The 21,485-nt window shown below is 48.5% G+C and carries 28 protein-coding genes; 16 read left to right on the forward strand and 12 right to left on the reverse strand.

Annotated elements, in window-relative coordinates; all coding sequences use genetic code 11:
• Positions 1 to 19 precede the first annotated feature (19 nt).
• Together AC50X8_RS18835 and AC50X8_RS18840 are read right to left on the reverse strand one after the other, a co-directional pair.
• Entirely contained in the window at positions 20 to 1,447 is a 1,428-nt protein-coding gene (locus AC50X8_RS18835; protein ID WP_056036403.1) for a sensor histidine kinase, read from the reverse strand.
• On the reverse strand, positions 1,444 to 2,121 hold the full coding sequence (locus AC50X8_RS18840; protein ID WP_494861268.1) for a response regulator transcription factor: 678 nt from the start codon (positions 2,119 to 2,121) through the stop codon (positions 1,444 to 1,446). Before AC50X8_RS18840 ends, AC50X8_RS18835 begins: the two co-directional genes overlap by 4 nt.
• Before the next feature lie 115 nt (positions 2,122 to 2,236).
• Here AC50X8_RS18840 and AC50X8_RS18845 point away from each other — a divergent pair, with 115 nt between their 5' ends.
• The 3 genes from AC50X8_RS18845 to AC50X8_RS18855 all read left to right on the forward strand — a co-directional run bounded on the left by AC50X8_RS18845 (position 2,237) and on the right by AC50X8_RS18855 (position 4,509).
• Positions 2,237 to 3,121, forward strand: coding sequence for an NAD-dependent epimerase/dehydratase family protein (locus AC50X8_RS18845; RefSeq protein WP_494880886.1), 885 nt, complete (start codon positions 2,237 to 2,239; stop codon positions 3,119 to 3,121).
• A 29-nt stretch (positions 3,122 to 3,150) separates the two neighbouring features.
• The gene (locus AC50X8_RS18850) at positions 3,151 to 3,966 is read left to right on the forward strand and encodes a GNAT family N-acetyltransferase (protein ID WP_056036410.1); all 816 of its coding nucleotides are present in this window, start codon (positions 3,151 to 3,153) and stop codon (positions 3,964 to 3,966) included.
• Between the two features lie 96 nt (positions 3,967 to 4,062).
• A complete protein-coding gene (locus AC50X8_RS18855; RefSeq protein ID WP_056036412.1) occupies positions 4,063 to 4,509 on the forward strand; it encodes a DUF1284 domain-containing protein in 447 nt (148 codons plus the stop codon).
• 387 nt (positions 4,510 to 4,896) lie between these two features.
• Here the strand turns inward: AC50X8_RS18855 and AC50X8_RS18860 are convergent, their stop codons facing one another.
• A complete protein-coding gene (locus AC50X8_RS18860; protein WP_056036414.1) occupies positions 4,897 to 5,631 on the reverse strand; it encodes an MgtC/SapB family protein in 735 nt (244 codons plus the stop codon).
• 453 nt (positions 5,632 to 6,084) lie between these two features.
• Between AC50X8_RS18860 and AC50X8_RS18865 the strand changes: the two genes are divergently transcribed.
• The 3 genes from AC50X8_RS18865 to AC50X8_RS18875 all read left to right on the forward strand — a co-directional run bounded on the left by AC50X8_RS18865 (position 6,085) and on the right by AC50X8_RS18875 (position 8,211).
• Positions 6,085 to 6,636 carry an MOSC domain-containing protein gene (locus AC50X8_RS18865; protein WP_494880889.1) on the forward strand — a complete coding sequence of 184 codons (552 nt, stop codon included), beginning with the start codon at positions 6,085 to 6,087 and terminating at the stop codon, positions 6,634 to 6,636.
• A gap of 65 nt (positions 6,637 to 6,701) precedes the next feature.
• Complete coding sequence (locus AC50X8_RS18870; RefSeq protein WP_235533177.1) at positions 6,702 to 6,965, forward strand: DUF7667 family protein; 264 nt, start codon at positions 6,702 to 6,704, stop codon at positions 6,963 to 6,965.
• 274 nt (positions 6,966 to 7,239) lie between these two features.
• The gene (locus tag AC50X8_RS18875; RefSeq protein WP_494880891.1) at positions 7,240 to 8,211 is read left to right on the forward strand and encodes an ankyrin repeat domain-containing protein; all 972 of its coding nucleotides are present in this window, start codon (positions 7,240 to 7,242) and stop codon (positions 8,209 to 8,211) included.
• Positions 8,212 to 8,343: 132 nt separating this feature from the next.
• On the opposite strand, the gene AC50X8_RS18880 is transcribed toward AC50X8_RS18875, so the two are convergent.
• Together AC50X8_RS18880 and AC50X8_RS18885 are read right to left on the reverse strand one after the other, a co-directional pair.
• On the reverse strand, positions 8,344 to 9,096 hold the full coding sequence (locus AC50X8_RS18880; RefSeq protein ID WP_494880893.1) for a CPBP family intramembrane glutamic endopeptidase: 753 nt from the start codon (positions 9,094 to 9,096) through the stop codon (positions 8,344 to 8,346).
• Complete coding sequence (locus AC50X8_RS18885; protein WP_494880895.1) at positions 9,062 to 9,622, reverse strand: helix-turn-helix transcriptional regulator; 561 nt, start codon at positions 9,620 to 9,622, stop codon at positions 9,062 to 9,064. The genes AC50X8_RS18880 and AC50X8_RS18885 overlap by 35 nt, the downstream gene beginning before the upstream one ends.
• A gap of 233 nt (positions 9,623 to 9,855) precedes the next feature.
• On the opposite strand from AC50X8_RS18885, the gene AC50X8_RS18890 reads away from it, so the two are divergent.
• Positions 9,856 to 10,074 (forward strand): helix-turn-helix transcriptional regulator, encoded by a 219-nt coding sequence (locus tag AC50X8_RS18890; RefSeq protein WP_056036420.1) that lies wholly within the window; start codon positions 9,856 to 9,858, stop codon positions 10,072 to 10,074.
• Positions 10,071 to 10,784 (forward strand): DUF3169 family protein, encoded by a 714-nt coding sequence (locus AC50X8_RS18895; RefSeq protein ID WP_056036422.1) that lies wholly within the window; start codon positions 10,071 to 10,073, stop codon positions 10,782 to 10,784. Before AC50X8_RS18890 ends, AC50X8_RS18895 begins: the two co-directional genes overlap by 4 nt.
• On the opposite strand, the gene AC50X8_RS18900 is transcribed toward AC50X8_RS18895, so the two are convergent.
• A complete protein-coding gene (locus AC50X8_RS18900) occupies positions 10,759 to 11,442 on the reverse strand; it encodes a hypothetical protein (protein ID WP_056036424.1) in 684 nt (227 codons plus the stop codon). The genes AC50X8_RS18895 and AC50X8_RS18900 overlap by 26 nt on opposite strands.
• A gap of 16 nt (positions 11,443 to 11,458) precedes the next feature.
• Positions 11,459 to 11,878 (reverse strand): hypothetical protein, encoded by a 420-nt coding sequence (locus tag AC50X8_RS18905; RefSeq protein ID WP_494861250.1) that lies wholly within the window; start codon positions 11,876 to 11,878, stop codon positions 11,459 to 11,461.
• A 234-nt stretch (positions 11,879 to 12,112) separates the two neighbouring features.
• On the opposite strand from AC50X8_RS18905, the gene AC50X8_RS18910 reads away from it, so the two are divergent.
• Both AC50X8_RS18910 and AC50X8_RS18915 read left to right on the forward strand, forming a co-directional pair.
• Positions 12,113 to 12,454, forward strand: coding sequence for a sigma-70 RNA polymerase sigma factor region 4 domain-containing protein (locus AC50X8_RS18910; protein ID WP_056036428.1), 342 nt, complete (start codon positions 12,113 to 12,115; stop codon positions 12,452 to 12,454).
• The gene (locus AC50X8_RS18915) at positions 12,433 to 12,630 is read left to right on the forward strand and encodes a hypothetical protein (protein WP_056036431.1); all 198 of its coding nucleotides are present in this window, start codon (positions 12,433 to 12,435) and stop codon (positions 12,628 to 12,630) included. Before AC50X8_RS18910 ends, AC50X8_RS18915 begins: the two co-directional genes overlap by 22 nt.
• A 51-nt stretch (positions 12,631 to 12,681) precedes the next feature.
• Here the strand turns inward: AC50X8_RS18915 and AC50X8_RS18920 are convergent, their stop codons facing one another.
• A complete protein-coding gene (locus AC50X8_RS18920; protein WP_494880898.1) occupies positions 12,682 to 13,392 on the reverse strand; it encodes a DUF1361 domain-containing protein in 711 nt (236 codons plus the stop codon).
• Positions 13,393 to 14,138: 746 nt separating this feature from the next.
• On the opposite strand from AC50X8_RS18920, the gene AC50X8_RS18925 reads away from it, so the two are divergent.
• Positions 14,139 to 14,426 carry a putative quinol monooxygenase gene (locus AC50X8_RS18925; protein WP_494861241.1) on the forward strand — a complete coding sequence of 96 codons (288 nt, stop codon included), beginning with the start codon at positions 14,139 to 14,141 and terminating at the stop codon, positions 14,424 to 14,426.
• A 14-nt stretch (positions 14,427 to 14,440) separates the two neighbouring features.
• Positions 14,441 to 14,854: an organic hydroperoxide resistance protein gene (locus AC50X8_RS18930; RefSeq protein WP_099518023.1), complete on the forward strand. Its 414-nt coding sequence runs from the start codon at positions 14,441 to 14,443 to the stop codon at positions 14,852 to 14,854.
• A gap of 98 nt (positions 14,855 to 14,952) precedes the next feature.
• Here the strand turns inward: AC50X8_RS18930 and AC50X8_RS18935 are convergent, their stop codons facing one another.
• A complete protein-coding gene (locus tag AC50X8_RS18935) occupies positions 14,953 to 15,387 on the reverse strand; it encodes an Lrp/AsnC family transcriptional regulator (RefSeq protein WP_056036439.1) in 435 nt (144 codons plus the stop codon).
• 160 nt (positions 15,388 to 15,547) lie between these two features.
• Here AC50X8_RS18935 and AC50X8_RS18940 point away from each other — a divergent pair, with 160 nt between their 5' ends.
• Complete coding sequence (locus tag AC50X8_RS18940) at positions 15,548 to 16,033, forward strand: VOC family protein (RefSeq protein ID WP_056036440.1); 486 nt, start codon at positions 15,548 to 15,550, stop codon at positions 16,031 to 16,033.
• 135 nt (positions 16,034 to 16,168) lie between these two features.
• Here AC50X8_RS18940 and AC50X8_RS18945 read toward each other — a convergent pair whose 3' ends face one another.
• The 3 genes from AC50X8_RS18945 to AC50X8_RS18955 all read right to left on the reverse strand — a co-directional run bounded on the left by AC50X8_RS18945 (position 16,169) and on the right by AC50X8_RS18955 (position 17,979).
• Entirely contained in the window at positions 16,169 to 16,645 is a 477-nt protein-coding gene (locus AC50X8_RS18945; RefSeq protein ID WP_494880900.1) for a hypothetical protein, read from the reverse strand.
• Complete coding sequence (locus AC50X8_RS18950; RefSeq protein ID WP_081418841.1) at positions 16,635 to 17,060, reverse strand: YkvA family protein; 426 nt, start codon at positions 17,058 to 17,060, stop codon at positions 16,635 to 16,637. The genes AC50X8_RS18945 and AC50X8_RS18950 overlap by 11 nt, the downstream gene beginning before the upstream one ends.
• Positions 17,061 to 17,358: 298 nt before the next feature.
• Positions 17,359 to 17,979 (reverse strand): acetate uptake transporter, encoded by a 621-nt coding sequence (locus tag AC50X8_RS18955; RefSeq protein ID WP_056036441.1) that lies wholly within the window; start codon positions 17,977 to 17,979, stop codon positions 17,359 to 17,361.
• Between the two features lie 215 nt (positions 17,980 to 18,194).
• On the opposite strand from AC50X8_RS18955, the gene AC50X8_RS18960 reads away from it, so the two are divergent.
• The 3 genes from AC50X8_RS18960 (at position 18,195) to AC50X8_RS18970 (ending at position 21,467) form a co-directional block, all read left to right on the forward strand.
• Complete coding sequence (locus tag AC50X8_RS18960) at positions 18,195 to 19,895, forward strand: methyl-accepting chemotaxis protein (protein ID WP_494880902.1); 1,701 nt, start codon at positions 18,195 to 18,197, stop codon at positions 19,893 to 19,895.
• Positions 19,896 to 19,980: 85 nt separating this feature from the next.
• Positions 19,981 to 20,271, forward strand: a complete 291-nt coding sequence (locus AC50X8_RS18965; RefSeq protein ID WP_056036444.1) for a hypothetical protein — start codon at positions 19,981 to 19,983, stop codon at positions 20,269 to 20,271.
• 185 nt (positions 20,272 to 20,456) lie between these two features.
• Positions 20,457 to 21,467: a DUF3829 domain-containing protein gene (locus tag AC50X8_RS18970; RefSeq protein ID WP_056036446.1), complete on the forward strand. Its 1,011-nt coding sequence runs from the start codon at positions 20,457 to 20,459 to the stop codon at positions 21,465 to 21,467.
• Positions 21,468 to 21,485: the final 18 nt, after the last annotated feature.

Genomic DNA, 21,485 nt, shown 5'->3' on the forward strand with positions numbered 1-21,485 from the left:
ATAACCATAAAACGATAAGTTAGGGTTGGGGAAGTGTCACGGTGAAGGTCGTGCCTAGACCGGGCTCGCTTGCAGCCTCAATCGTCCCGTTATGCAGGTGGACGATCTTTTGGGTAATGGCGAGCCCTAGCCCAGAGCCGCCCGAGTCGACCGAGTAATCTGGACGGTCGTGCGGGCCAGAGTCTCCACCGATCCCTCGTTCTCTGGCCCGATCGGCGCGGTAGAAGCGATCGAACAAAAACGGCAGCTGCTCCTTGCTGATGCCATCTCCCGTGTCGGTGACCCGAATGACACAGCATCCTCGCTCAAGCTTGGCTTCAATCTCAATCGCCCTTCCTGCCGGCGTGTATTTTACAGCATTGGACAGCAGATTCATCCACACCTGATTAAGCAGCATTTCATCGCCATCGAGCATGAGAGAGCTGGGGACAGCGATCTTGAGCGCAAGCTCCTTCTCCGTCAGCTGCCACTCCATCACTTGCGCAACCTGTCGCAGCTGAGTACGCAGAATGAAGGGCTTGCGCTGAAGCACATCCGCTGCCTGGTCCAGCGAGGAGAGCAGCAGCAGCTCCTTGGTGAGTGCCGCAAGGCGGCGGCTTTCCTCGCCAATGATAGCGGCGTAATGGGTGCGTTCCCCAGCTGGCACATCCTTCTCCGCCAAAGCTTGGGCAAAGCCTTGTATGGAGGTAAGCGGCGACTGGATTTCGTGCGAGACGTTGGCGACGAACTCCTGCCGCGCTTGCTCTACCCGCTCCAGCTCCTGGCTCATGGTTGTAAAATGGGCGGCGAGCTGCCCGATTTCATCCCGCCGATTCGTATTTAGGGACAAGGCATAGTGTCCTTGGGCAATTCGCTTCGTTGCTTCCGTCAGCCTCGTGACGGGCTTGACCAAATAGCGGGTGCTGAGCAGGAAGCAGAGCAGGCTGAAGGCGACGGTCAGCAGTCCGATCATCGCGAAGAAGCTGCGCAGCTCGCCAAATTGCAAAATGACATCCGGGCGTATGAACAGGGCGTACTGCTTGCCGTCCAATTGCAGCGGAACGCCAACCGTATTGCTGAGCGTGTTATCGAAAAAGCCCGTAATGAAAGGCTGATTGGGAAACTCTGCGATGCCGTGGTATTGCCCGCCGGCAAGTACGCTGCTCAGCACGTCATCCGCCAGCTCTTTTTCACGAAAGGCACGCCCGAAAAAAAGCTCCTCTTCCTGACCGTCCGCCAGCAATATCTCATAGCCGAGCTCGGCTGCATTGGCAAAGTAAGCGGTGGCCAGCTCCGGCTGGGCTTCAGCGAACTGCTGCATTTGCAGGGCGATGCTCGTCAGCTTGGCATCGTTATAGGGCTTGAGCTTGTTATGATAATAAAGATTGGAGACCAGAAACCCGAGCAGGCTGCTGCCAATAATCGCCGCCATTGCCACTAGAAATACTCTGGAGTATAGCGACTTCATGGCGCTGCCGCCTCGATCTTATAACCGATGCCCCGCACGGTCGTAATGCGAAAATCTTGATCATGAGCGGCAAAACGCTGCCGCAGCCGTTTTATATGCACATCCACCGTCCGTTCATCCCCTTCATAATCCGCCGCCCATACGAGCCGTATAAGCTCCTCGCGGGAAAACAGCCGTCCTGGGTATTCGGCAAGCTGCGCCAGCAGCTCAAACTCCTTAAGCGGCAGCAGCAGCATCGCATCGCCATCGGCAATCTCGTAGTTTCTACGGTCAATGGTGAGGCGGCCGAGCTGGATTTTGTCACTGGAGGAAATGGAATAACGGCGAAACAGCGCCTTGATGCGAAACAGCAGCTCCTCTGGTTCAAACGGCTTGGTGACATAATCGTCAGTGCCGCGCAAATAACCCTGCTCCTTATCGGTCAGCTGTTCCCGCGCCGTCAGCAAAATAATAGGAATATCATAATTCGTCCGAATGTACCCGCACAGCTCTAGTCCATCCATCCGCGGCATCATGACATCTAGTATCGCAAGATCTACCGAATGCTCCTTTAGCTTATGCAAAGCATCCTCTCCCTCTTTTGCCTCAACGACGCGATAGCCTTCTTTCGTCATAAAGTGCCTCAGCAGCGTGCGAATATGGGGATCGTCGTCGACTACAAGCAGCGTTTTCATCGTAACCTCCTGAATAAAGCGAATGAATTAGAATTTCCTTATATTTCTAACTGTAGCATTTGCGATAATGTTACAATACAGGAACTATACAAAAATTCAAAGCGTGGAGGTACGGATGGTGAAGGTATTGATTCTGGGAGGAACGCAGTTTTTCGGAAAAAAGCTTGTGCAGCGGCTTATTGATCAGCAGGCGGAAGTGACGATCGTTACTCGCGGCATTAAGCCTGACCCTTTTGGCGACATGGTAAAACGCATATGTGTCGACCGAACTGACGCGGCCGCATTAGCTGAAGCTGTTGGCGGGTCAAGCTTCGACGTCATCTACGACAATATTTGCTTCTCGCCTAAGGAAGCGCGGGAGGCCGTTCACCTATTTAGTGGTCGCACGAGCAAATATATCGTCACTTCTTCGATGAGCGTATATCCATTCGGTGAGGAACCGCTCACGGAGCAGGTTTTTGATCCTTATACTTGCGAGTTGCCCGAGCCAGATACATTCTCCTCCCTCAGTTATGCCGACGGAAAACGGCTAGTTGAGGCGGTTTTTATGCAAGAGGCGCCGTTTCCGGTAGCAGCGGTTCGCTTTCCGATCGTCCTCGGGCCGGATGATTACACCCGCCGGCTGCACTTCCATATTGAACATGTGCAAAAAGAAATAGCGATTGGCATGCCTGCTCCCGCAGCGAAGCTTTCGTTCATTCACTCAAATGAAGCGGCTGAATTCCTTGATTGGCTTGGTAAATCTGAGCTTATAGGGCCGATTAATGCTTGCTCTCAAGGAAAAGTCGGCTTGAATCAAATCATGTCGCTTATTGAAATAAATGTGGGTAAACGTGCAAAAATTGTTGAAAAAGCATCCGAACAACATCAGTCGCCATTTGGAGTGCCGGCTTCATGGTATATGGATACAAGCAAGGCGGAATCGGCAGGATTTGCATTTAAGCACATAGATGGTTGGCTGCCAGAATTGATTGATTTGCTGGCAAAAACGAAGCAATAAAGTGATTTTATAAAGAGGAGAAGAGGCTGATGCTGGAAAGGTTTGAAGGCGATGATACGGTGCTGGAGCAGGCTTCATTCCTCGCCGATGAAGTCGCCTATAATATCATTTACCGAGTTTGTGATTCGGAGACGAAGCTCTGCTGGAAGACGGCGGATGATACGTTGATTTTTGCAAAAACACCCGGCAATAGCGGCTGGCTGTGGATGGCGCCCGGGCTGCCGGACGCGGTTCGTGAGAAAATGGCTCGAAATCTGGCGGGGCAGCTGTATAGAGAAGGCATCGAGGTGACGGGGATATCGGGCAGCCCAGAGCTGGCCGGACTTTTCGCCAGAGTGTATCCGCCGTTAACAGGGCAGAGCCAGCGTCTGCATATAAAGCTGGAGGCTTATCGGTGCCCAGTTGTACGGCAGCCTTCAGGCATCGCGGGGGCCATAAGGAAAGCGAGAGCGGAAGATATTAAGACGGTGGCTGGCTTCATCGCTGCGTTCACACAGGAGGCATACGGCCAGCAGGTGGAGGTAGCTAGCCAAATTCCGGCTGCTGCGGAAATGGTAGAATCGGGTGAATTATATGTGTGGGTGGAGGCGGAGAAGCTTGTATCCATGGCAGCGATAGCCCATCGGACGGCAAGGCATGCTAGAATTAATGCGGTTTATACGGAGCCGGATGCGAGAAATCACGGATTTGCCAGTGCATTGGTTGCAGAGGTGAGCGCCATTATTGTGGCAGGGGGGCTAGAGCCGATGCTGTATGCGGAAGTGCAAAATCCTGCCGCAAATAAAGCGTATCGCAATATTGGGTTTCGCCCCAGCGGACAAATTTTTGAATACCGCTTCACCTAGTACGTCCTGTACACTCGCCGCTTGTTGCTCGCAAGTATGTTAACCTTCGTGATATAATTTGGTTAACAGTGAAAGCGAGAAGCGGGAGGAAGTGTCATGAACATTCGTTTGCGGGGCCATCATTTATTTTGTCTGCTCGGTTATCGAGGCAAGGGCTACTCGGAGGGCTTCTGCGTCAATATGACAGCCGTTTATGAGCAGCTGCGTCAGCAGCCGGATACGGTCATCGAAATTATTGACGGGCCTGACGATATTTGCAAGGCGTTCCCGACGGATAAGCCGTCCCATTGCCAGAATACGAGCGTCTACCAGAAGGACCAAGCCATTTTGAAGGAAGTTGGTTTAACGATAGGCAGTGTGGCAAAATGGTCCGATGTGTGCGAGTCAGTCGCAAGCCGCATTGTGCCTGACGATATTAACCGCCTATGCTCGGACTGCCCATGGCAGCCGTACGGCATGTGCCAGGAGGGCATCAGCCATATCCGCGAATCTCGAGAGCTAAGGGCGCTCCCGGTCCCTTACTTTGAATCTACGTCTAACTAGAAAGTTGCGTGATATATGATATTGGGCAATATTCTAATTTATGGGTTCCTCTTCTTTTATGTTGTTATATTTCTTTTGATCACATTCATAATAAGGAAAAAGTCAAAAAGTAAGATAACACATACGGGTTATTGGATTTTAGCAGTTTTATTCCTATTGTTAGGTATTAGTACTTGGTTACTGTTGGATGGTGCTAATAAGGCTGTAGCTGTTCTCATTCCCGTTATCATGCTGTCAATGATCACTGTCATTAAAATGATGAGGACGCAATAAAAGAAGAAGCAATCCCGAGAGGTTAATACTCGGAATTGCTTCTTTTTGGTTAATGATCATAATTGTAAAGAAATTTAGCTTAAGCTTGGTTTATAACGGGCTTGCCAACTATAATTAAAGCGGTTCACCGCTAATTTCCATGCCCCGAACGCCATCCATGGAGGCCATGACGAGCGTTAGATCGCTGAAAAGGCTTGTTCCTTTGAATTTCACCTGAATAATAACATTCATCGTCTTCGAACCGCCCATTTGCTCGGAGGAGTCATCGTCATCATCCAGTATGGTCAGCTTATGAATTTTCATGCCGTGCTCATGGAAGGTGGCGACTATGTCCTGCAAGCCGGAAGAGTGCTTCGCCAGCTTAAATCTAATTTCATGAATGCGTTTTGCCCGTGAAAATGTTTTTTCCAGTTTGTTGAACACAAACAAAGATATCACCGCCAATGTAGTAGAGATAGCTGCTGCAACATAAAATCCAGCTCCAACCGATAGACCGATGGCTGCTACAACCCACAAAGAAGCTGCCGTTGTCAGGCCCGAAATGCCATTGCCCTTGCGGAGAATGGTGCCGGCTCCCAGGAAGCCGATGCCGCTGATGACCTGCGCCGCGAGCCTTGCCGGATCGAGACTAACACGAGGCTCGTTCGCGAATGCAGCGAATCCGTACATGGATAGCAATACGACGGTAGAAGAGCCTAGAGATACGAGAATATGCGTACGGAAGCCTGCGGAATGGCCCCCGAATTCGCGCTCCAGGCCGACAAGCCCGCCAAGCACGACTGCGAGCAGCAGGCGAATGGTCAGCTCATAATAGCTGATTTCCCATACGGAAGAAACGGCGTTCGTCATGTTAATCTCCTTTCCCGAAGAGTGGCGTCAGCGGCTGCAGACGGGTAAACGAATCAGGTTTATTTTTCAAGCAAAAATGAAAATCTACACGCAAGTACGCTTCCTCCCCATCTTATGCAAATAATGATGCCGTCAACACTTCTGCGGTTTATCAACGATAATACGATCGAATGACCGCTTAGTCAATAGCTGGAAATTCCGGAAAGTAAGTAAAATGAAAGCGCTATACCTAATATTAGTTTAGCAGAAAGCACGTACCCGCGCAGTACAATGGCGCAAAACGGCTGAAATAAAAAGACGAAAAAATGAAATATAATAACTTTATAATGATTGATTTGATCAAATAGAACTGTGGAAACCGCTCCTTTACAAGCCCGGCCTGCTAATGAACCCACACGGTGATTAATTCGAGCGAAACATATAAATACTAATTGGTGAAAAGGGGGAGTGCATATGGGTGCTGGCGTTGTGGTGAAGCAGGTTTTGCTAGCGGAGGAGAAGGGGAGCTTCGTAACCCGCGAGGTGCCAAGCATTGAAGTGCAGCTAGGCGGGATTCCGGGCGACCGTCATTATGGACTGCTTCGCCCAGCGGACTCACGGCAAAAAATTTATTCTCGCGGTACAATGATTGCAAACCGCAGGCAGATCAGTATTGTGTCGGCAGAAGAGTGTGCGATTATCGCGGAAAATATGGGCTTGCCGCTTATTAAACCGCAGTGGCTAGGGGCTAACCTGCTTATTAGCGGCATCGAGAAGCTGACGGAGCTTCCGGTAGGGACGAGACTGCTGTTTCCAGATGGTACAGGCTTAATTTGTGAAGGTGAAAATCTGCCGTGCATCGCCCCCGGCAAGGTCATCGAGGAGGCAATTGGACATGCAGGGCTGCGCAGCAAATTCGTTCCAGCCGCCCGCAAGCGCAGGGGAATTGTCTGTTCCGTTGAATGCGAAGGCAGCATTAAAACGGGTGACAGCGTACGCGTCATGAGGGTTAAGGCTGAAGGATAGAAACGTGCAAAGCATATTTTGCGGCTGAAAAGGGTACGCTGGCTCGTATAGGGTGGTGGTCGCAAGTGGTAACCCCGTTTCATCAGCGAATGGCGGAGCTATGGCTGCAAAGCAAAAAAAGACCGCTTTCGCCAAGCGAAGCTGCAGAGCTGGAGCAATGCCAGCAGCTCAACGTGAATTATGTCAGCGAAGCCGCTTATTTGGCGAATATGTCGCTGCTTGCTTCAATGAGCAAGGATGTAGATTGGCAGCATGAAATATGCAAGGAAATCGAGCAATTCCAGCTGACGGGCAAGCGGAAAAAATCCGGCACGGCAGGTGCGGAATAAATGCTGAATTCAATAAGCAGCGCAAAATACCGTTTCTTCTAGCGATAGTCTGGAGAAACGGTATTTTTCTGTTTCGGATGTTTCGGCAGTGTAAAACGGTCATTAACACCAAAGGGCAGCGGCGTCATATTCACTTGTAGGGGCGTTTAAGGGTAAAATAGAGAGAGGAGTAATGAATTTTTTATCCATTTTCTATATTTCATCGCGAAACGGTAGCTTTGCCGCCAGAGGACGGCTTTCGGCCGTTTACGCTTGGGAAATCGGGGGAGTTTTGATGGAAACGGAATGGGAAGAGCGTATGGTGCAAGCTAGCAAGAGTGGAAATATTGCAGCGATTGAAACGCTTATTTCCGAAGGCATGGATTTGAATGATTCAAACAATCCAGCTATCGTTACAGCTTCAAAACAGGGCAAGCGCCCCGTATTCGAGTTTTTGCTGGAGCAGGGCGCGGATATTAATGCGGTGAATCATCTGGGCAGCTCGGCCTTGTCTCATGCCGTCAGCTGGGAAAATGCTAAGGCGGTAGAAGCGCTGCTGGCACTTGGCATTGATGTCGCCTTACATGGCGGCCTTGCTTTGCGCGGTGCGGCGGGCGGGCGTCTGGATTTGGTCAAGATGCTGGTAGAGGCAGGAGCGCCTGTTAATTTTAATGAGCCGGACATGGTGCGCCCGTATGGCGGAACACCGCTGCAAGCAGCTGCCGGCATCGGGCATTTGCCAATCGTTCGTTATTTGCTGGAGGCAGGTGCTGATCCGGCGATTAAGGACAGCTATGGAGAGCGGGCTTACACCGATGCGAAGCGCTATAAGCATAAAGAAGTGATGGAACTCATCTATTCATACGAGCCGAAGGAGCTGCATGATTTCGATAACCGAGCGGCTCAATTGAAAAAAGCAGGCCTTCCCGCCGCCATTATACGCGACCTGGGAGAGACGAGCAGCCGGGTTGAAATGCCGGATTGTGAGCAGGTATCCTATATTGAATTTGGTTCGGTATTGGACGTCTCGGAACTGGAATATGGGGGGCTCAAGCTGCTTAATTTACTTGTTGATATGGACAATTATTCGTCGCTAGGCATGTTCGTCTGGGTGCCGGCACATAAGAAATTCGCCAGCTACGATGTGGAGCATCAGGAGCTGATGCTGCTGCCGGACGCGACATGGGCGAAGCTGCGGAAAAAGCCGGGAGCGTTCATCGACCGCATATTAAACGGCGAGTATGAGCCGGAGGCGCGGGCGGACTGACTCGGGAACACAGTCGGTCCGGTTGCATACAAATCAATAAAGAGACTTCTGTTCAAGCAGCTGCTGCTTACGGAAGTCTCTTTATTTTTGCAAGCTCATGGAGAGAACTAGCTATATCAAAAAGGTGTTGCGTTAAGCTGCTGCTTTCCCTTTTCTGAGGCTCATGCCTACCCATATGCAGTGCGCCGCGAGGATTGCAATAATAAGCAGATCCGGACCGATGGCGCTGCGATCGTTGCCCAGAAACTGAATCAGGTTATGGACAAAATGGAATAGAATCAGCGGCACAATATTGCGATTTTTCACCATTAATAACGCAAGGGAAAGGCCGACTGCCAAGGAGTAAACGATTTGAATCGTCGTATCTACCGCATTTTGCCCCGATAAAGCGTTCAAAATATGAGTGACACCAAACAGCAGGCTGGACACAATGACCGCGGTGGAAGCCGATTTGCGCAGCAGGATGTTCAGAATAAGGCCGCGGTAAACCGTCTCCTCTACAAAGCCGACAAGCAAGGTGAAAAAGATGAAGAAATAAATTTCGCCCGGTGTAAGCGCCTTGAGCCCATTCGTGCCAATTACGACCAGCACAGCTACGAGCGGAAGGTAATACTTCCAGCCGCCTTGCGGAATGGCAGACAGCGGGCGAAAGCCGGCAAAGCCCCATTTTTTTCGCAAAGTTAAGTAGATGATCAAGGCAAGCGCAATAGGGATGAAAGAGAGCAGCACAGGTGCGGTATAAGCCAGTTCTTTAATGGTGGCGTAGGCTCCGGCAGCAGAGACAGCAAACAGCAGCAGCAGCTGGATAATAAGGATTGCGAGCACAGGTCTCTTTTCAGAAAAAGCGGGTTTATTTAGGGGATTGGTGTTCGTTGCGGTCATCATTTAAATCCTTCCTCTCTTTAATCGCTTGAATCCACTTCTGCTCCATTAGAAAATAGTCGAGTCCGTAGGACAGCACGGACACTCGGTAATAGTAGTTCTCCGGATTAGGAACTTCCTTCAACTCTCCAGCAACAATGCCGGAGGTGGCCTTCAGCCTGCCAATTTCCTGACCTAAACGCATCTGGTATTCACTAAGGCGCTGCTGGCGGGTGTCTTCATCCAAATAGTCGAAAAAGAAAACCTTGAGCAGCAGCTCGCTTCGCGACAGCTGAATCGGTTCCGCCAGCCAGGCGAGAAAGGTCGCTTTGCCTTCTGGCAGCAGTGTGTAGAGCTTTTTATTTTTGCTATGATCAAGCTCCGCCGATACGCTAACCCAGCGCTTAGTCTCCAAACGCTTTAAGGCGGGATACAAGCTTCCAAAGCTCGCCCGATAGAAAATGCCGACGGAATGGTCAATCGTCTTCTTCATGTCATAGCCGCTCATTGGCTGCTCCATCAACAGCCCCAATATTATGTTTTCTAGCATCGTGATTCACTTCCATTCAGGTATTTGAATTTGTTTATAATGTATCTAATCGATATATCTATTTGATATATATGAGTATACCTCGTTTTGGGAATTCGTCAACCATTTTTTGGAGAGGAGGCAGGCCCGCATGTTCAAAAGTTGAAGGGTGTGTAAGTTTTATTTATTATTTTGACAACTTTAGTTTACATTATGTCATGAATCCTGTATATTAAACGCATGGAGGTGGCCGTATGAAGCTCGATAATCGGGTTCGCGAATTACGGGCTCGTTTTCGAATGAGCCAGACGGAGCTGGCGGAAGCCATCGATGTCTCTCGGCAAACGATCAGCTTAATTGAACGGGGCGACTATTCCCCGTCAGTGGTTCTAGCGTTAAAGATGGCGAAGCTGTTTAAGGAGCCTGTGGAATTTATTTTCATATTGAATGATGAGGAGGAGGAACTTCAATGAGCAAGGGGAAATCACGGAAGCTGCAGTGGGTGCTTATTTTTGTCCTTAGTGGACTATTAGGATTTGGAGTTAGTTATTTTGGCATGTCGAATGCAGGGAAGTTGAATTTCGAAGGGATATCGGTGGGACTTTTTCGCCTTGATATCATCCATATGCTGTTTCTGGTCGCTTCTGTAGGAACTTGGGCTGCGAGCGTAAGGTACTGCCTGAAGTTTAACCAGGAGGAGGATAAGGAAGCGGGAGAGAAACTGCTTAGCTCCAGCATGATGCTGAACACGTTCGGTACGTATACGGCAATCGTTGGAAGCATGACGCTGCTTTCACAGATGATCATTGAGGACTTGCACGGCAAGCCAGTGCTCGCCCTTTTGATTATTTCGATATTGCTGGTGCTGGCGCATATTCGGCTGCAATCGCTGTTGTTTAAAGTGTTTAACCGCAATTTTCCGAAGCGGGTTTTTGATACCGGACGTCCTTTTGGAGCGAAGCAGGCCTATATGGACAAGCTGGATGAGGCGGAGAAATTCATTGTGTATAAAGCGTCATATCGCGCCTTCAACATGATCAACAATACGCTGTATGCGCTCGTATTTGTCACCTTTGCCTACTCCGCGTTAAGCAGCTTTCAATTGTTTCCGTTCCTCATCCTGTTAGTTTTGTTTATCGTGAACAATTTGGCGTATTTCAAGGAGACGAAGAAGTACCAGTAGCAAGCTGGCGCTTAGTGGCTGAACGGGCTTTAACCAGTAAAATCACGCCTATTAACATTTGAATACAGCCAATAAGGACGAAAAACCAAGGAAACACATATCCGAGAATGTTAGCGGTAACGGGAACGACGGCTAATTTATAACCCATTTCATAGTAACCGCTTCGTTTGATCAGGGTGATATCCAGATAATTATCTGTATGCTTGTCTATATCAACCGAACTAGCGGTTACTTGCTGGTCGGGGGAGATATAGACAAGATGGAATGATTTTTTCTCAGGCATCGTTTGTACGATAGCTATTTGATCCTGCTTATGTCCACGCTCATCATTGTTATGAAGGCGAAACACATCAATCCAAGCTCCCTCATAAAATTTTCCATTCTCATGGACAGGAACGTTCATCGGCCCAATAAGAGGAGCATCGTTCAGCAGCACCTGCAGCTCGTATCGATTTCCGCGTGGCTTCGTTACAATTTCAACCTCGTTTCCATTCAACTGACCATGGTTTCCGATCATATCGAGCTGATCAATTGTATATTGCCTGGATATTGACTTGGCTATTCTGCCTTCTCTATTCAACAAATAAATCGGGTTCAGCGAGGCGACGGCGACCCAGAGGCCTAATAATAGGAAAAATATACCGAATATTTTTTTCATGGCGAAAGTTCACAACTCATTTCAGTAATGTAGGGTAATGCCTTAATATTTTTATTCCTAAGGAAAAGGAGACGGCTGTCCCCGTGAAAAAGGCATAGAGCAGAATAGCCATCTCAGAAATATAGTAGCCGGGCGTTAGAAAAATAAAGCCGAACCCGCCCATGAAAGGGACGAGCATGGAGGGGATGAACCCGAAAATGGTCAATAATAAGGCGTAAACCGCAGTAGACTGGATATTCACAGACTTTAGGATGAGAACGATTAAAAAATAAGCAGGAACGACACAGAAAATAAAAAATAAGTTGATTCCCGTATAGAGTAGATCATATTCGCTACGTTCAGAAATTGAAAGCACAGTATAAGCTGCTTTATAAGAAAACACTCCACATAAATAACTGAAGCTAACAACTAGAAAATATATACCTAAACGCTTCATAATTTTTATTCCACCTAATTATTCATCAACCTTCAAATGGCTTCTCTAGCGTAAATATAACCTTTATTTAAACATTCCCACAGTTCTAACTTTCGTAGTACTTATTTTTATGATCCATGTTGGTCCGTTCGCTGTCCCCAATTTGTCCGGTAGATGTCCGCTGAAAAAGCTCTAAAATTGTTATAATTATCCTAACAAATGAGATGATTATGGCGATAGAGGAGGCTTAAGCAGATGGATGAGGCGAGGACGGTTATTGATTTTTATAAAAAAGAACTCTACCGCATCGGCTGGCGCATCCAGTACCAGGCGAAAAAGCAGCGCAAGCATGAATGCTCGCTCACCTATGATCCCGTACGGCCATATAGCGGTTCCGACCAGATGGAGCAGAAAATACTTGTGAAGCAGCTGCTTGCTGCGCTCCCCTCACCGCTGGGCCGAACGGTTATTCGTGAGCTGTATTTGCAGGACAAGACGGAAGCGCAGGTAGCCAAGGCGCTGAACATGAGCCAGCAGGCGGTGAATAAATGGAAGCAAAAGACGCTAAAGCAGCTATGTCAGATGATGAGTTCCTGAGGCTGCTCGACTTGGTTCGGCAAAATGACGAGCAGGCCACGCTTGCGCTGATCCGATTTTTCGAGCCGGAAATGAAGCGGATCAGCCGTTTTATCCGCATGCCCCAAGAGGATGCTGTGCAGAGCATGACTGCGGAGCTGCTTGCTTTTTTCAAGGAAGGACAAGAAGCCCCCTAGCCCAAATCGGACAGGGGGTTATAGGCAGCTAGGCATGCGGATAATTGCTCTTTACCGCCTCATCCAAGTAAATGCATAAAGCACCACATAAAAAAATAAAGTGAAAGCAAAGATCAACGACGTGAAGGGGATAAGCAGCACCTCTGCCTTCGCATTCGTTACAATCTCATAAAGCTGGCCGAATATGACATGCGGTCTTGTCCATACATCCCAAGTGTTCCAGCGGACAAACCGGCCGATATAGATGCCGAAGCTGCTGAGCAGCAAAATGCCAACAGTGAACAGCCAGCCAGCAACAGCGCCAAAGGCTTGCCTGACAAGCTGATGCAGCGAATATAACGAGACGACGCTTAGCAGCACGCCAACCGAAGCCGCTGTCAGAAAAATAAAAAGATGCTTCCAAAATTCCATCGTCTGCACAAAATGCCCGCCCCCATCGGCCTGAACCCGCATAAAGGGATGCAGCATGTCCGTAATCAAATAAGCGGAATTTGGGTAGAAGAGCAGCCATACCAGTCCTAGAGGCAGTATGATTAGTGTCTTCAACGCTGTATGCTTCTTTTTCAAATAAAAAGCTGCCAGCTCAATGATTAAGGAGAGCGCCAGTGGAACCCACGCCAGAAACACATCCCAATCCAAAAATAAATAAATTTCTCGGCCTGTTACCGCCCTTAAGTGATCCGCCAAAGTGAGGCTTGCTATAGTAGCCGCCAATAAGACGGCAATAATAACGGCTTTACTGCGCAGCTGCGTATTTTCCAAAAAATTCAGTGTAAACCCTCCCTATTCGTTTGCCTATATATGTATAACGTTTGTTTTGAGATTTTGTTGCTAGGACGTGGATGCTAACGTAAGCGTAATCGTAAGCGTAAGTGAGCCAGATCCTGATCGATGCCCACGTCAACCGTAGTTCCTCTCCTGCTGGGAATGTCACCACTCATGGATGTGAATATTTGTGAATATGAACATACGTATATGTGAACGTACTTACTGAAAAGCAGCCAGCCTCCTGCGCTTTGCTTCATGGGTCTGCTCCTAGCGAAGAAAGCTAGGCTTGGCGGACACAGCAGCAGCTATTTCAACCGAATCAAGGGTTAAGGCATAGGTCGCGGACTCAGGAGCCGCTAATTCGCTGCAAATGGCCATTTTTCAGAGATAATGTGGGCAATAACGGATTTCCTGTCCGCTTACGGCCCGAAATCGATTCAAAAGCCAAAATAGCGGAATCTCAGTCCTTGAAAAGAAGTGGGCGTCCGAACTAAGTGCAAGCTGCTGAAGCCCAACTGCTGAAGCCCAGCAATCGTGTTCCTTGCAGCATTTTTTGTTTAAGGCAGTTGACAGCGGCACAGCGATGCGTTAATATTGGTTTTATCAAATTAAATTTTATACAATTTATTAGCGATCCCATCTCATATCTACTTGCATTTCCAATTTATTGGGATAGCAATTAGCATTTTGGGTAATAAGAAAGTAGGGTGTCGCAGCACACAGCATGGAGGTAGGCACAGATGATTATTGTACAAGCATTTTTGAAGGTACAAGCAGATGCACGTGAGGCTTTTATCGAGCAGGCGAAGATTCTGATCGCCGCGACGCAGCAGGAGCCGGGCAATATAAGCTACAAGCTGTATGAGGATGCAGAGCAGCGGGGCCATTTTGTCATGCTGGAGGAATGGCGGGATCAGCAGGCGATTGACGAGCATAATGAATCGGCGCATTACACAGCATTTGCTGGCTTTGCCCGCGGCGTATTGGCGGCACCGCCAGAACTTAAGCTTTCTACACCAAAACAATAACGGAGGCTATTGATATGCAAAATTTATACACAGCAACAGTAACAGCAGTAGGCGGAAGAGACGGTCAGCTTAAATCCGAGGACGGCATTTTGGAATTAGCGATTCGCGCACCTAAGGAGCTGGGCGGCCCAGGCGGCGCAACGAATCCAGAGCAGCTTTTTGCTGGCGGCTATGCGGCTTGCTTTGAAAGTGCGTTGAACGTTGTAGCTAGAATGAAAAAGATCAAGGTTGAGAAGACGCAGGTTACAGCGCATGTCACGCTCGGCAAAGAAGACGATGGCGGCTACGGCCTGGAGGCGAAGCTGGACATTTCCGTAGTCGGAGTAGATGCGGATGTGGCGAAGGAGCTTGTTGAAGCAGCGCATCAGGTTTGCCCGTATTCGAGAGCAACAAGAGGAAACATTAAAGTGGAACTGAACATCGTTTAATCGCAAATCGAGCCATCCTTAGCGGGATGGCTTTTTTTCGTAAACAGGCATGTAGTATACTCATCGAACAGCCAGCAGCTAGCAGCCAACAGCAAGCGTTAGAGCAAAACCCTGTTCTCAATTATATTTTTCATACTAATATGGGATTTGGATGCTCCAAGCTGGGCCAGTGTGTCTTGAAATGCGGCAACCTCTCCGATAGAGGCGGTCTGTATTTTAATTAAATAATTATATTCCCCGCTAATTCGAAATAAATCCGTTACTTCGCCAGCGTTGTGGCAAAAATCGACCAGCTCTTGGCATTGCTCTGTTTTCACCAGAATAAAGGTGGTCATTCCGCGATCCAGCTCCTGCAAGCGAAACACGGTTGTGTACGAAGCGATAATATTTTTCTCTTCCAGCTTCATTATTCTTTCTTTAACGGAAGGAGAAGACATGGCGATTTGTTTGCTGATCTGTGAGATGGGCATTCTTGCATTTTGCTGAAGCAGCTGCATAATCTTTTTATCAATTTCATCAAGTTGATGATCCATTATAAGCACCCCCCAAGCTGTACTTTAAAAAATAAGTTCATTTCGCTTAATTAACTGCGATACATAAACCATTTTACCCGAAAATCCTCTTCTATCCTATGTATTTATTGCTATATTCCCCGTAAAATAAACGGCATATTCGAAACGGGAGCGATGGCAGATGACTATAAAAGGACTTGCCCATGTAGCAATTCAAGCTAAAAATTATCAAGAAACGATTGCTTTTTACACGCTCGCTTTAGGTTTTAAGGTGGGGCATCATTGGAGCTTGCCATCCTTTCAGATTGAAGAAGCTTCGATGCTGATCTCGCCTGATGGACGGACTTGTCTGGAAATTTTCGATAATGAGGCCGTCATTCCAGCACAAGGGAAAAAAGCAGCTTCTGACGAGGAAATAGCTCATGGGGCGCTGCTGCATCTGGCCTTTTATGTCGAGCAAGTCGATGTCATCTATGAGAAGTCGCTTGCCCACGGTGCCACGGCGTATATCGAACCGAGCGAGCTTTCCCTTGGGGAACCGCCGCTGCTCGTACGAAATGCACTCGTCTATAGCCCAAATGGCGAGGTTATTGAGTTTATTGAGGATGTGGATTTTGATCGCTCGGGGCTTTCGCATAATGAGCGGGCACTGAAAGAAATGAAGTAGGCATAGGCAATTGTAAATTGTAGCGTCTTTATATTTTCAGGGTGCTTATAAAATAACGAAGAAATGCGGCCCATGAGGCCGCATTTTTGATGTGTACGGAATACAGATTGACAACTTTAGGTACTGGTATTAGTACTAGTAACTGCGTGTACGCTTGAGAAGTCCCAGCAGCTCCCCCAGCACCCAGCCATAAACGGCATGGCCAACGAGCCACCAAGTCCACGCGGCACCGCTTCCGATGGACGGTGTGCGATCCGCCAGAAGCGTAGTCGGAAAAAGCACCAATCCGATCAACAGGCTGACTGCCATAGCGAAATAGGTTTGCCGAACCGCAGACCAGCGAACGCTCCTAAAGAAGAGAGCTAGTCCGATGCCGACGAGCGCAGATACAACCAAGTGCAAGGCGAACTCCCCTAGCTCGGATAGCGCCAGCTCGTTCAGCAGCGGAATATAATCGATATTGAGCAGCAGCGTATAGACAGTCTCCCCAGTCAACTGCTGAACCGCCTTCATATACAATCCAAGCAGCACGCCAGCCCCTGCGCCAATGGCAGCAGCGAGGGCAAGCGCCCGGGCTAAGCCGCCATTGTCCGGTTTGCGTTTATTTCGCAAACCATTGCTCCGCCATCTCGCTATGCGCGTCTGTCACATGCATGCTGATGCTGCGGTAAGCCGCCCAGAAAGCTGCTGCATCATCGGTGTAGCCGATGCCGAGCACGAAATCCGGGATCAAGTCAATCGGCATCAAAATATAAGCGAGCGCGCCAACGGCAATGACTTTAGCCGAAGTAGGCGTATTGGCGTCAATAGCGCAGTAGTACATGGCGACGGCATGCTTCGCAAATGGGATTTTTTTGGCATGCTTTTTAATTTTCCGCAGAAAGCCTTGCTTCACATACTTTTCTTGTTTGGTGGAATCGCCAATTTTGGACGTCCATTCATTGACATTCGGCGTATCCTCGGGTGCTGTCTGCTGCTCCTGTTCATCCTTAAAGCGGTAAGGCTGGCCTGTAATCAAGTTATCCATTATCATTTGCCCCTTTCATCGTTAAAATCCATCTATTGCTTAACAGCTTCATAGCCTCAACCATCCAGACTTTAATCCCGCAAATGCAGGCTGTAATGCTTATACGTAGTTATACCCAAGTTTGATTCGTTTTGAAAATAAATCAAAAAAACCGCCCCTCGCGAATCGGCGCGGGAGGCGGTTTAATGAAAATATAAGAAAGTATAAGATTCCCCCCCTTATACTCCGCTTATATTTCTCGGACTGAAACGCGCCGAGCCGCCAAAGGACGGCGACAGCCGTTTCACCTTTAGCGCAGCTAAGCGCGCGGCTTGAAAATGCCGAACGGCTTGCCAATCGGCAGGAAGCTTCGGCCGAAATGAGCGTTCAGCACGGAAGCGCCGCAGCCGTAAAGCGATACGATGCCAATCGCGAGCTCGGAGTAGGCAGCCAGCGTATGAAAAATTTCAGGTGCAACGCCGAAAGCATCGAGCGTAAGTCCTAGGAACAATAGATCAATCAGGCAGAAAATGATCAGCAGCACACGATTCGTTTCCACCGCGCCAATCGTCATAAACAGCGTAAATACGAGATACCCGGCGAATGCGAAGCCGAGCTGCTTGCCATCGACATCGCCTGCGAGTGCGGTGCCGAAGACACCCATTTTAAACATCCAGCTTGTGGCGACTGCGAACCAGAAAAAGGCGTAAGCGCCGAAAGCGGTCGTACCAAATGTATTGTTCCGCTTGGAATCTTGAATGCAAGCGAATAACTGGGCGAATGCGCCCAGGAAGATGGCCCATGGGATGACGAAGCTGTAGCCCGTCGTAATTCCAAGCTTTTGAGATGATGCAACCAAGGTGACAATTGCTAGTCCGAATAAGCCTAGGGCACTCGGATCAGCATTCATAATTTTGACGTTCGATGATTCCTTTTGCATATAAGCCTCCAATAATCCTGCGATTTCCTTTGTTTCATGCGTATTCGCCGACTTCTAACGCACATTGAAACATTCTAACTGAATTCGAAACAAGAAGAAAGGGTATAATTCGTGTCCAAAAGTCGAACTTTGTTGAATTTAGGTGTTTCGGCATGTATTAAGTGGTTTAATAGGTATAGAGAACTAATACATATGATAAAGGGGAGCGCTTTCTTGTGAACATTCGAAAAAAGCTAATTACAGGTTTTGCAGCAGTATTATTGCTTACTTTGGCAGTCGGAATGATTAGCTGGTTTCAGTTTACGGCACTGGATAAGGCTTACCAGAATTTGCTGAGTGATCATGTGCAGAAAATATTGTGGGTCAACGAGCTCAAGCAGCATTCAACGGATCAATCCAATCGTGTAAGGGGTTATATCATTACTAGAAACTCCATGCAATTAGATAAATATGACGAAGATCGAGTGCTGTTTGCTGAAACGATGAAGTTATTGGAAGCCTCCATCGAAAATCCCGTCTCGATAGAGCTGGCAGCGAAGCTCAAGCAGCTGGAGGCGGAATACAAGACGGTATCAGAGGAAATGATTGCGGCCAAGGAACAGGATAATATGGATGAGGTCGTAACGCTGGTAGAGACGAAAGGCTCGCCCATTGCGGAGCAATTGATAGAGGCAGCGGATCAACTGGTGGATTTTCAACAGTCAGAGCTGAGTGAAGGCCAAGCAGCCTTAACGAAGGAAGTAGGGGAAGTGCAATCGATCATTATGACGACAATTGTCGTTGCCATGGTCCTTGGTATCGCCTTGGCGGTGCTCATTGGACAAATGATTGCCCGTCCTGTCCAGAAGGTAGCCCAGGCAGCGCGGCAAATCGCAGATGGCGACCTGACGGGAGCGGATATTGTGCTGCGCCAGAAGGATGAAATCGGGGCGATGGCTCTGGATTTTAATAAAATGAAGCATCATTTGCGGCAGCTGATGCTGACCATCAATCATAACGCGATGGAGGTTGAAGCGGCATCGAAGGAGCTGTCCGGCGGGGCGGAGCAGGCGGTAATGGCTTCCAACCATATAGCAGAGTCCGTGCAGCAGGTATCGGAAGCATCGGATCAGCAGTCAACCAGCATTAATGAGAATAAGCAGGCGATTGAAGAGAGCGCCATCAGCATTCAGCGTATTGCCGATTCGGCTGCGGTTACTTCGGAATCGTCCGAGCTTGCCTTGCAGCAGGCAGAACGCGGCAGTGCGCTGCTCGGCGAGACGATTGGCCAAATGAAGCAGCTCCACCTGACGATTGATCAATCCGCTGCTGTCATTTACGAGCTTGGCGAGCAATCGCGGGCGATCGAGGGAATTACACAGTTTATTCGCGAGATTGCCAATCAGACAAACCTGCTGTCGCTGAATGCTTCCATCGAGGCGGCACGGGCAGGGGAAGGCGGCAGAGGCTTTGCCGTCGTTGCAGGCGAGGTGAAAAAGCTGGCTGAGCAGACAGGCGAAGCATCCGATAAAATCGCGGTTTCTGTTCGTGCTATCGTGGACAAGGTGAACGGCGCAGTTGTTTCCATGCAGAAGGGATCTGGAGAGGTTGAGTCCAGCACTGCTTATATGAATCAGACCGGCGAAGCTTTTGAGCAGGTATATGCGGCTATTCGTACGGTAACCAGCCAAGTGCAGGAAGTATCGGCATCGGCGGAGCAACTGGCCGCTTCGACAGAGCAGCAGCTTGCAACCGAGGAGCAACTGGTCGTGCTTGCGAATAACATATCGGACAACTCCCAAAGCGTGGCGGCCGTCTGCGAGGAGCAGCTGGCATCGATGGAGGAAATTTCAGCTTCGGCCGAAGCGCTGAGCCATATGGCGAATGTGCTGCGGGGCGAGATTCAGAAGTTTACTTTTGAGAAGGAGCAGGCTTAAGTTGTGTATCTGCTGAGCATGCTTAGATACGAAGGGGCCATTGTGATACAATGGCATTAGACAGCCCATGAGGAGATGATGACAGATGAGCGAGCAAGAAAATGACCAAATCGACGAGCAGCAGCTGATCGCCTACATAACGAGTAAAGCGAAGGCGTCCGAAGCGGATGTGAAGCTGGTGCTTAAGCATGAAATGACCTTCATTAACAACGCGCAGGAGAACGCTTCTGGCGAGGTCGAAGTTGACAGCGATGAGCTGGTCGATTATATCCTGAAGCAGCGTGATGTGAAGCTGGACGAGCTTGCGGTTGAGACGATTCTTGATCTGGAAATGGAATATTTGATGGATCAAGGCGTAGCCGGTTATGTTGATTAAGCAGTATAAGGAAATGAAGCTTTCGAAGCGCCATTTTGGCGACTTCGGAAGCTTTTTTTATATAAAGCAATGAAATCTCATTTAATATAAATATGCATTTTTTATGAATGAATAAACAAATGAATATCCCCAACCGATACATAATAATGTATTTAAAAGATGATAATGAGGGGATTATTGGAATTATGAAAAAGATAATGGTTTTATTTCTAGGTATTACGCTATTCACATTAACGGCCTGCGGAGTTTCTGTAACCACTGGGGGTAAAGGAAGTGCCGGGCAAGCAGCCGCCGATGCACAGGAGACGAAGAAACATAATGCCTACATCGATCTTGCCAATGAAGTGAATGGCGGTATTTTTGCCTTATCACTCAAGCAATATTTCAACACTTTCGGTACGGGGCAGCAGCTGGATACGAAAAATTATCTCGACGACTACAAAAATATGCCGTATCCCCCTTCCTCTATTGAAGCGAAAAAGGCAACTCTGGAGCTCGCTTCTGCCGAACCCTCCTTTGGAGCGGCGGACGAATCACTCAAGGAGCTGATTCCACATATGATCGAAATGATGAATACGTTGAATGAGATCAGCGATTATTATGATGCTGGAACGTACAAGCAGGACAGCTTTAAGCAGGGGGGAGAGCTGCATGCTCGGCTACTTGAGCAGAATGAGCAGTTTGAGCTGCTTGTGGAAAGCTTTTTAACCGACTTGGAAGAGGTCACGGGTCAGAGCAAGCAGGAAAGCTTGGAGGCGTTGAAAGAGGCGGACAGCCTGATCCGTTATTATGCAATGAGTACCCTGATACGCGCACAGGACATTCAGGATGCTTTTTATAAGCAAAATATAGATATGGATCATATTCTCGATTTTGATTTAAAGGCCTACGAGGAGCTGCATAAGCAGCTGATTGAGGATATGGACCATTTTTACGAATATGCGAAGGATGATGAGCGCCGGAAGAAGGAGGCGTGGACAACGGTTGAGGTGTTTGATTACAGCTTGCAAAATGTCAAAACCGCATCCGCACATATTTTAGAAACGCTCAAGAAGGGCAATACGGAAATCGACAGCTTGAGCAAAGGCTCTGTGAAAGCACGCGGCCAAAACGATATTCTTGCCACTTATGACAGACAAGTCTCTGCTTTGGTGGACAGCTATAATACCAATATTCAATTGAAAATATATAATTAGCTGCATTCTATCTGGGCA

The organism is Paenibacillus sp. JT22N15 (assembly GCF_059383755.1).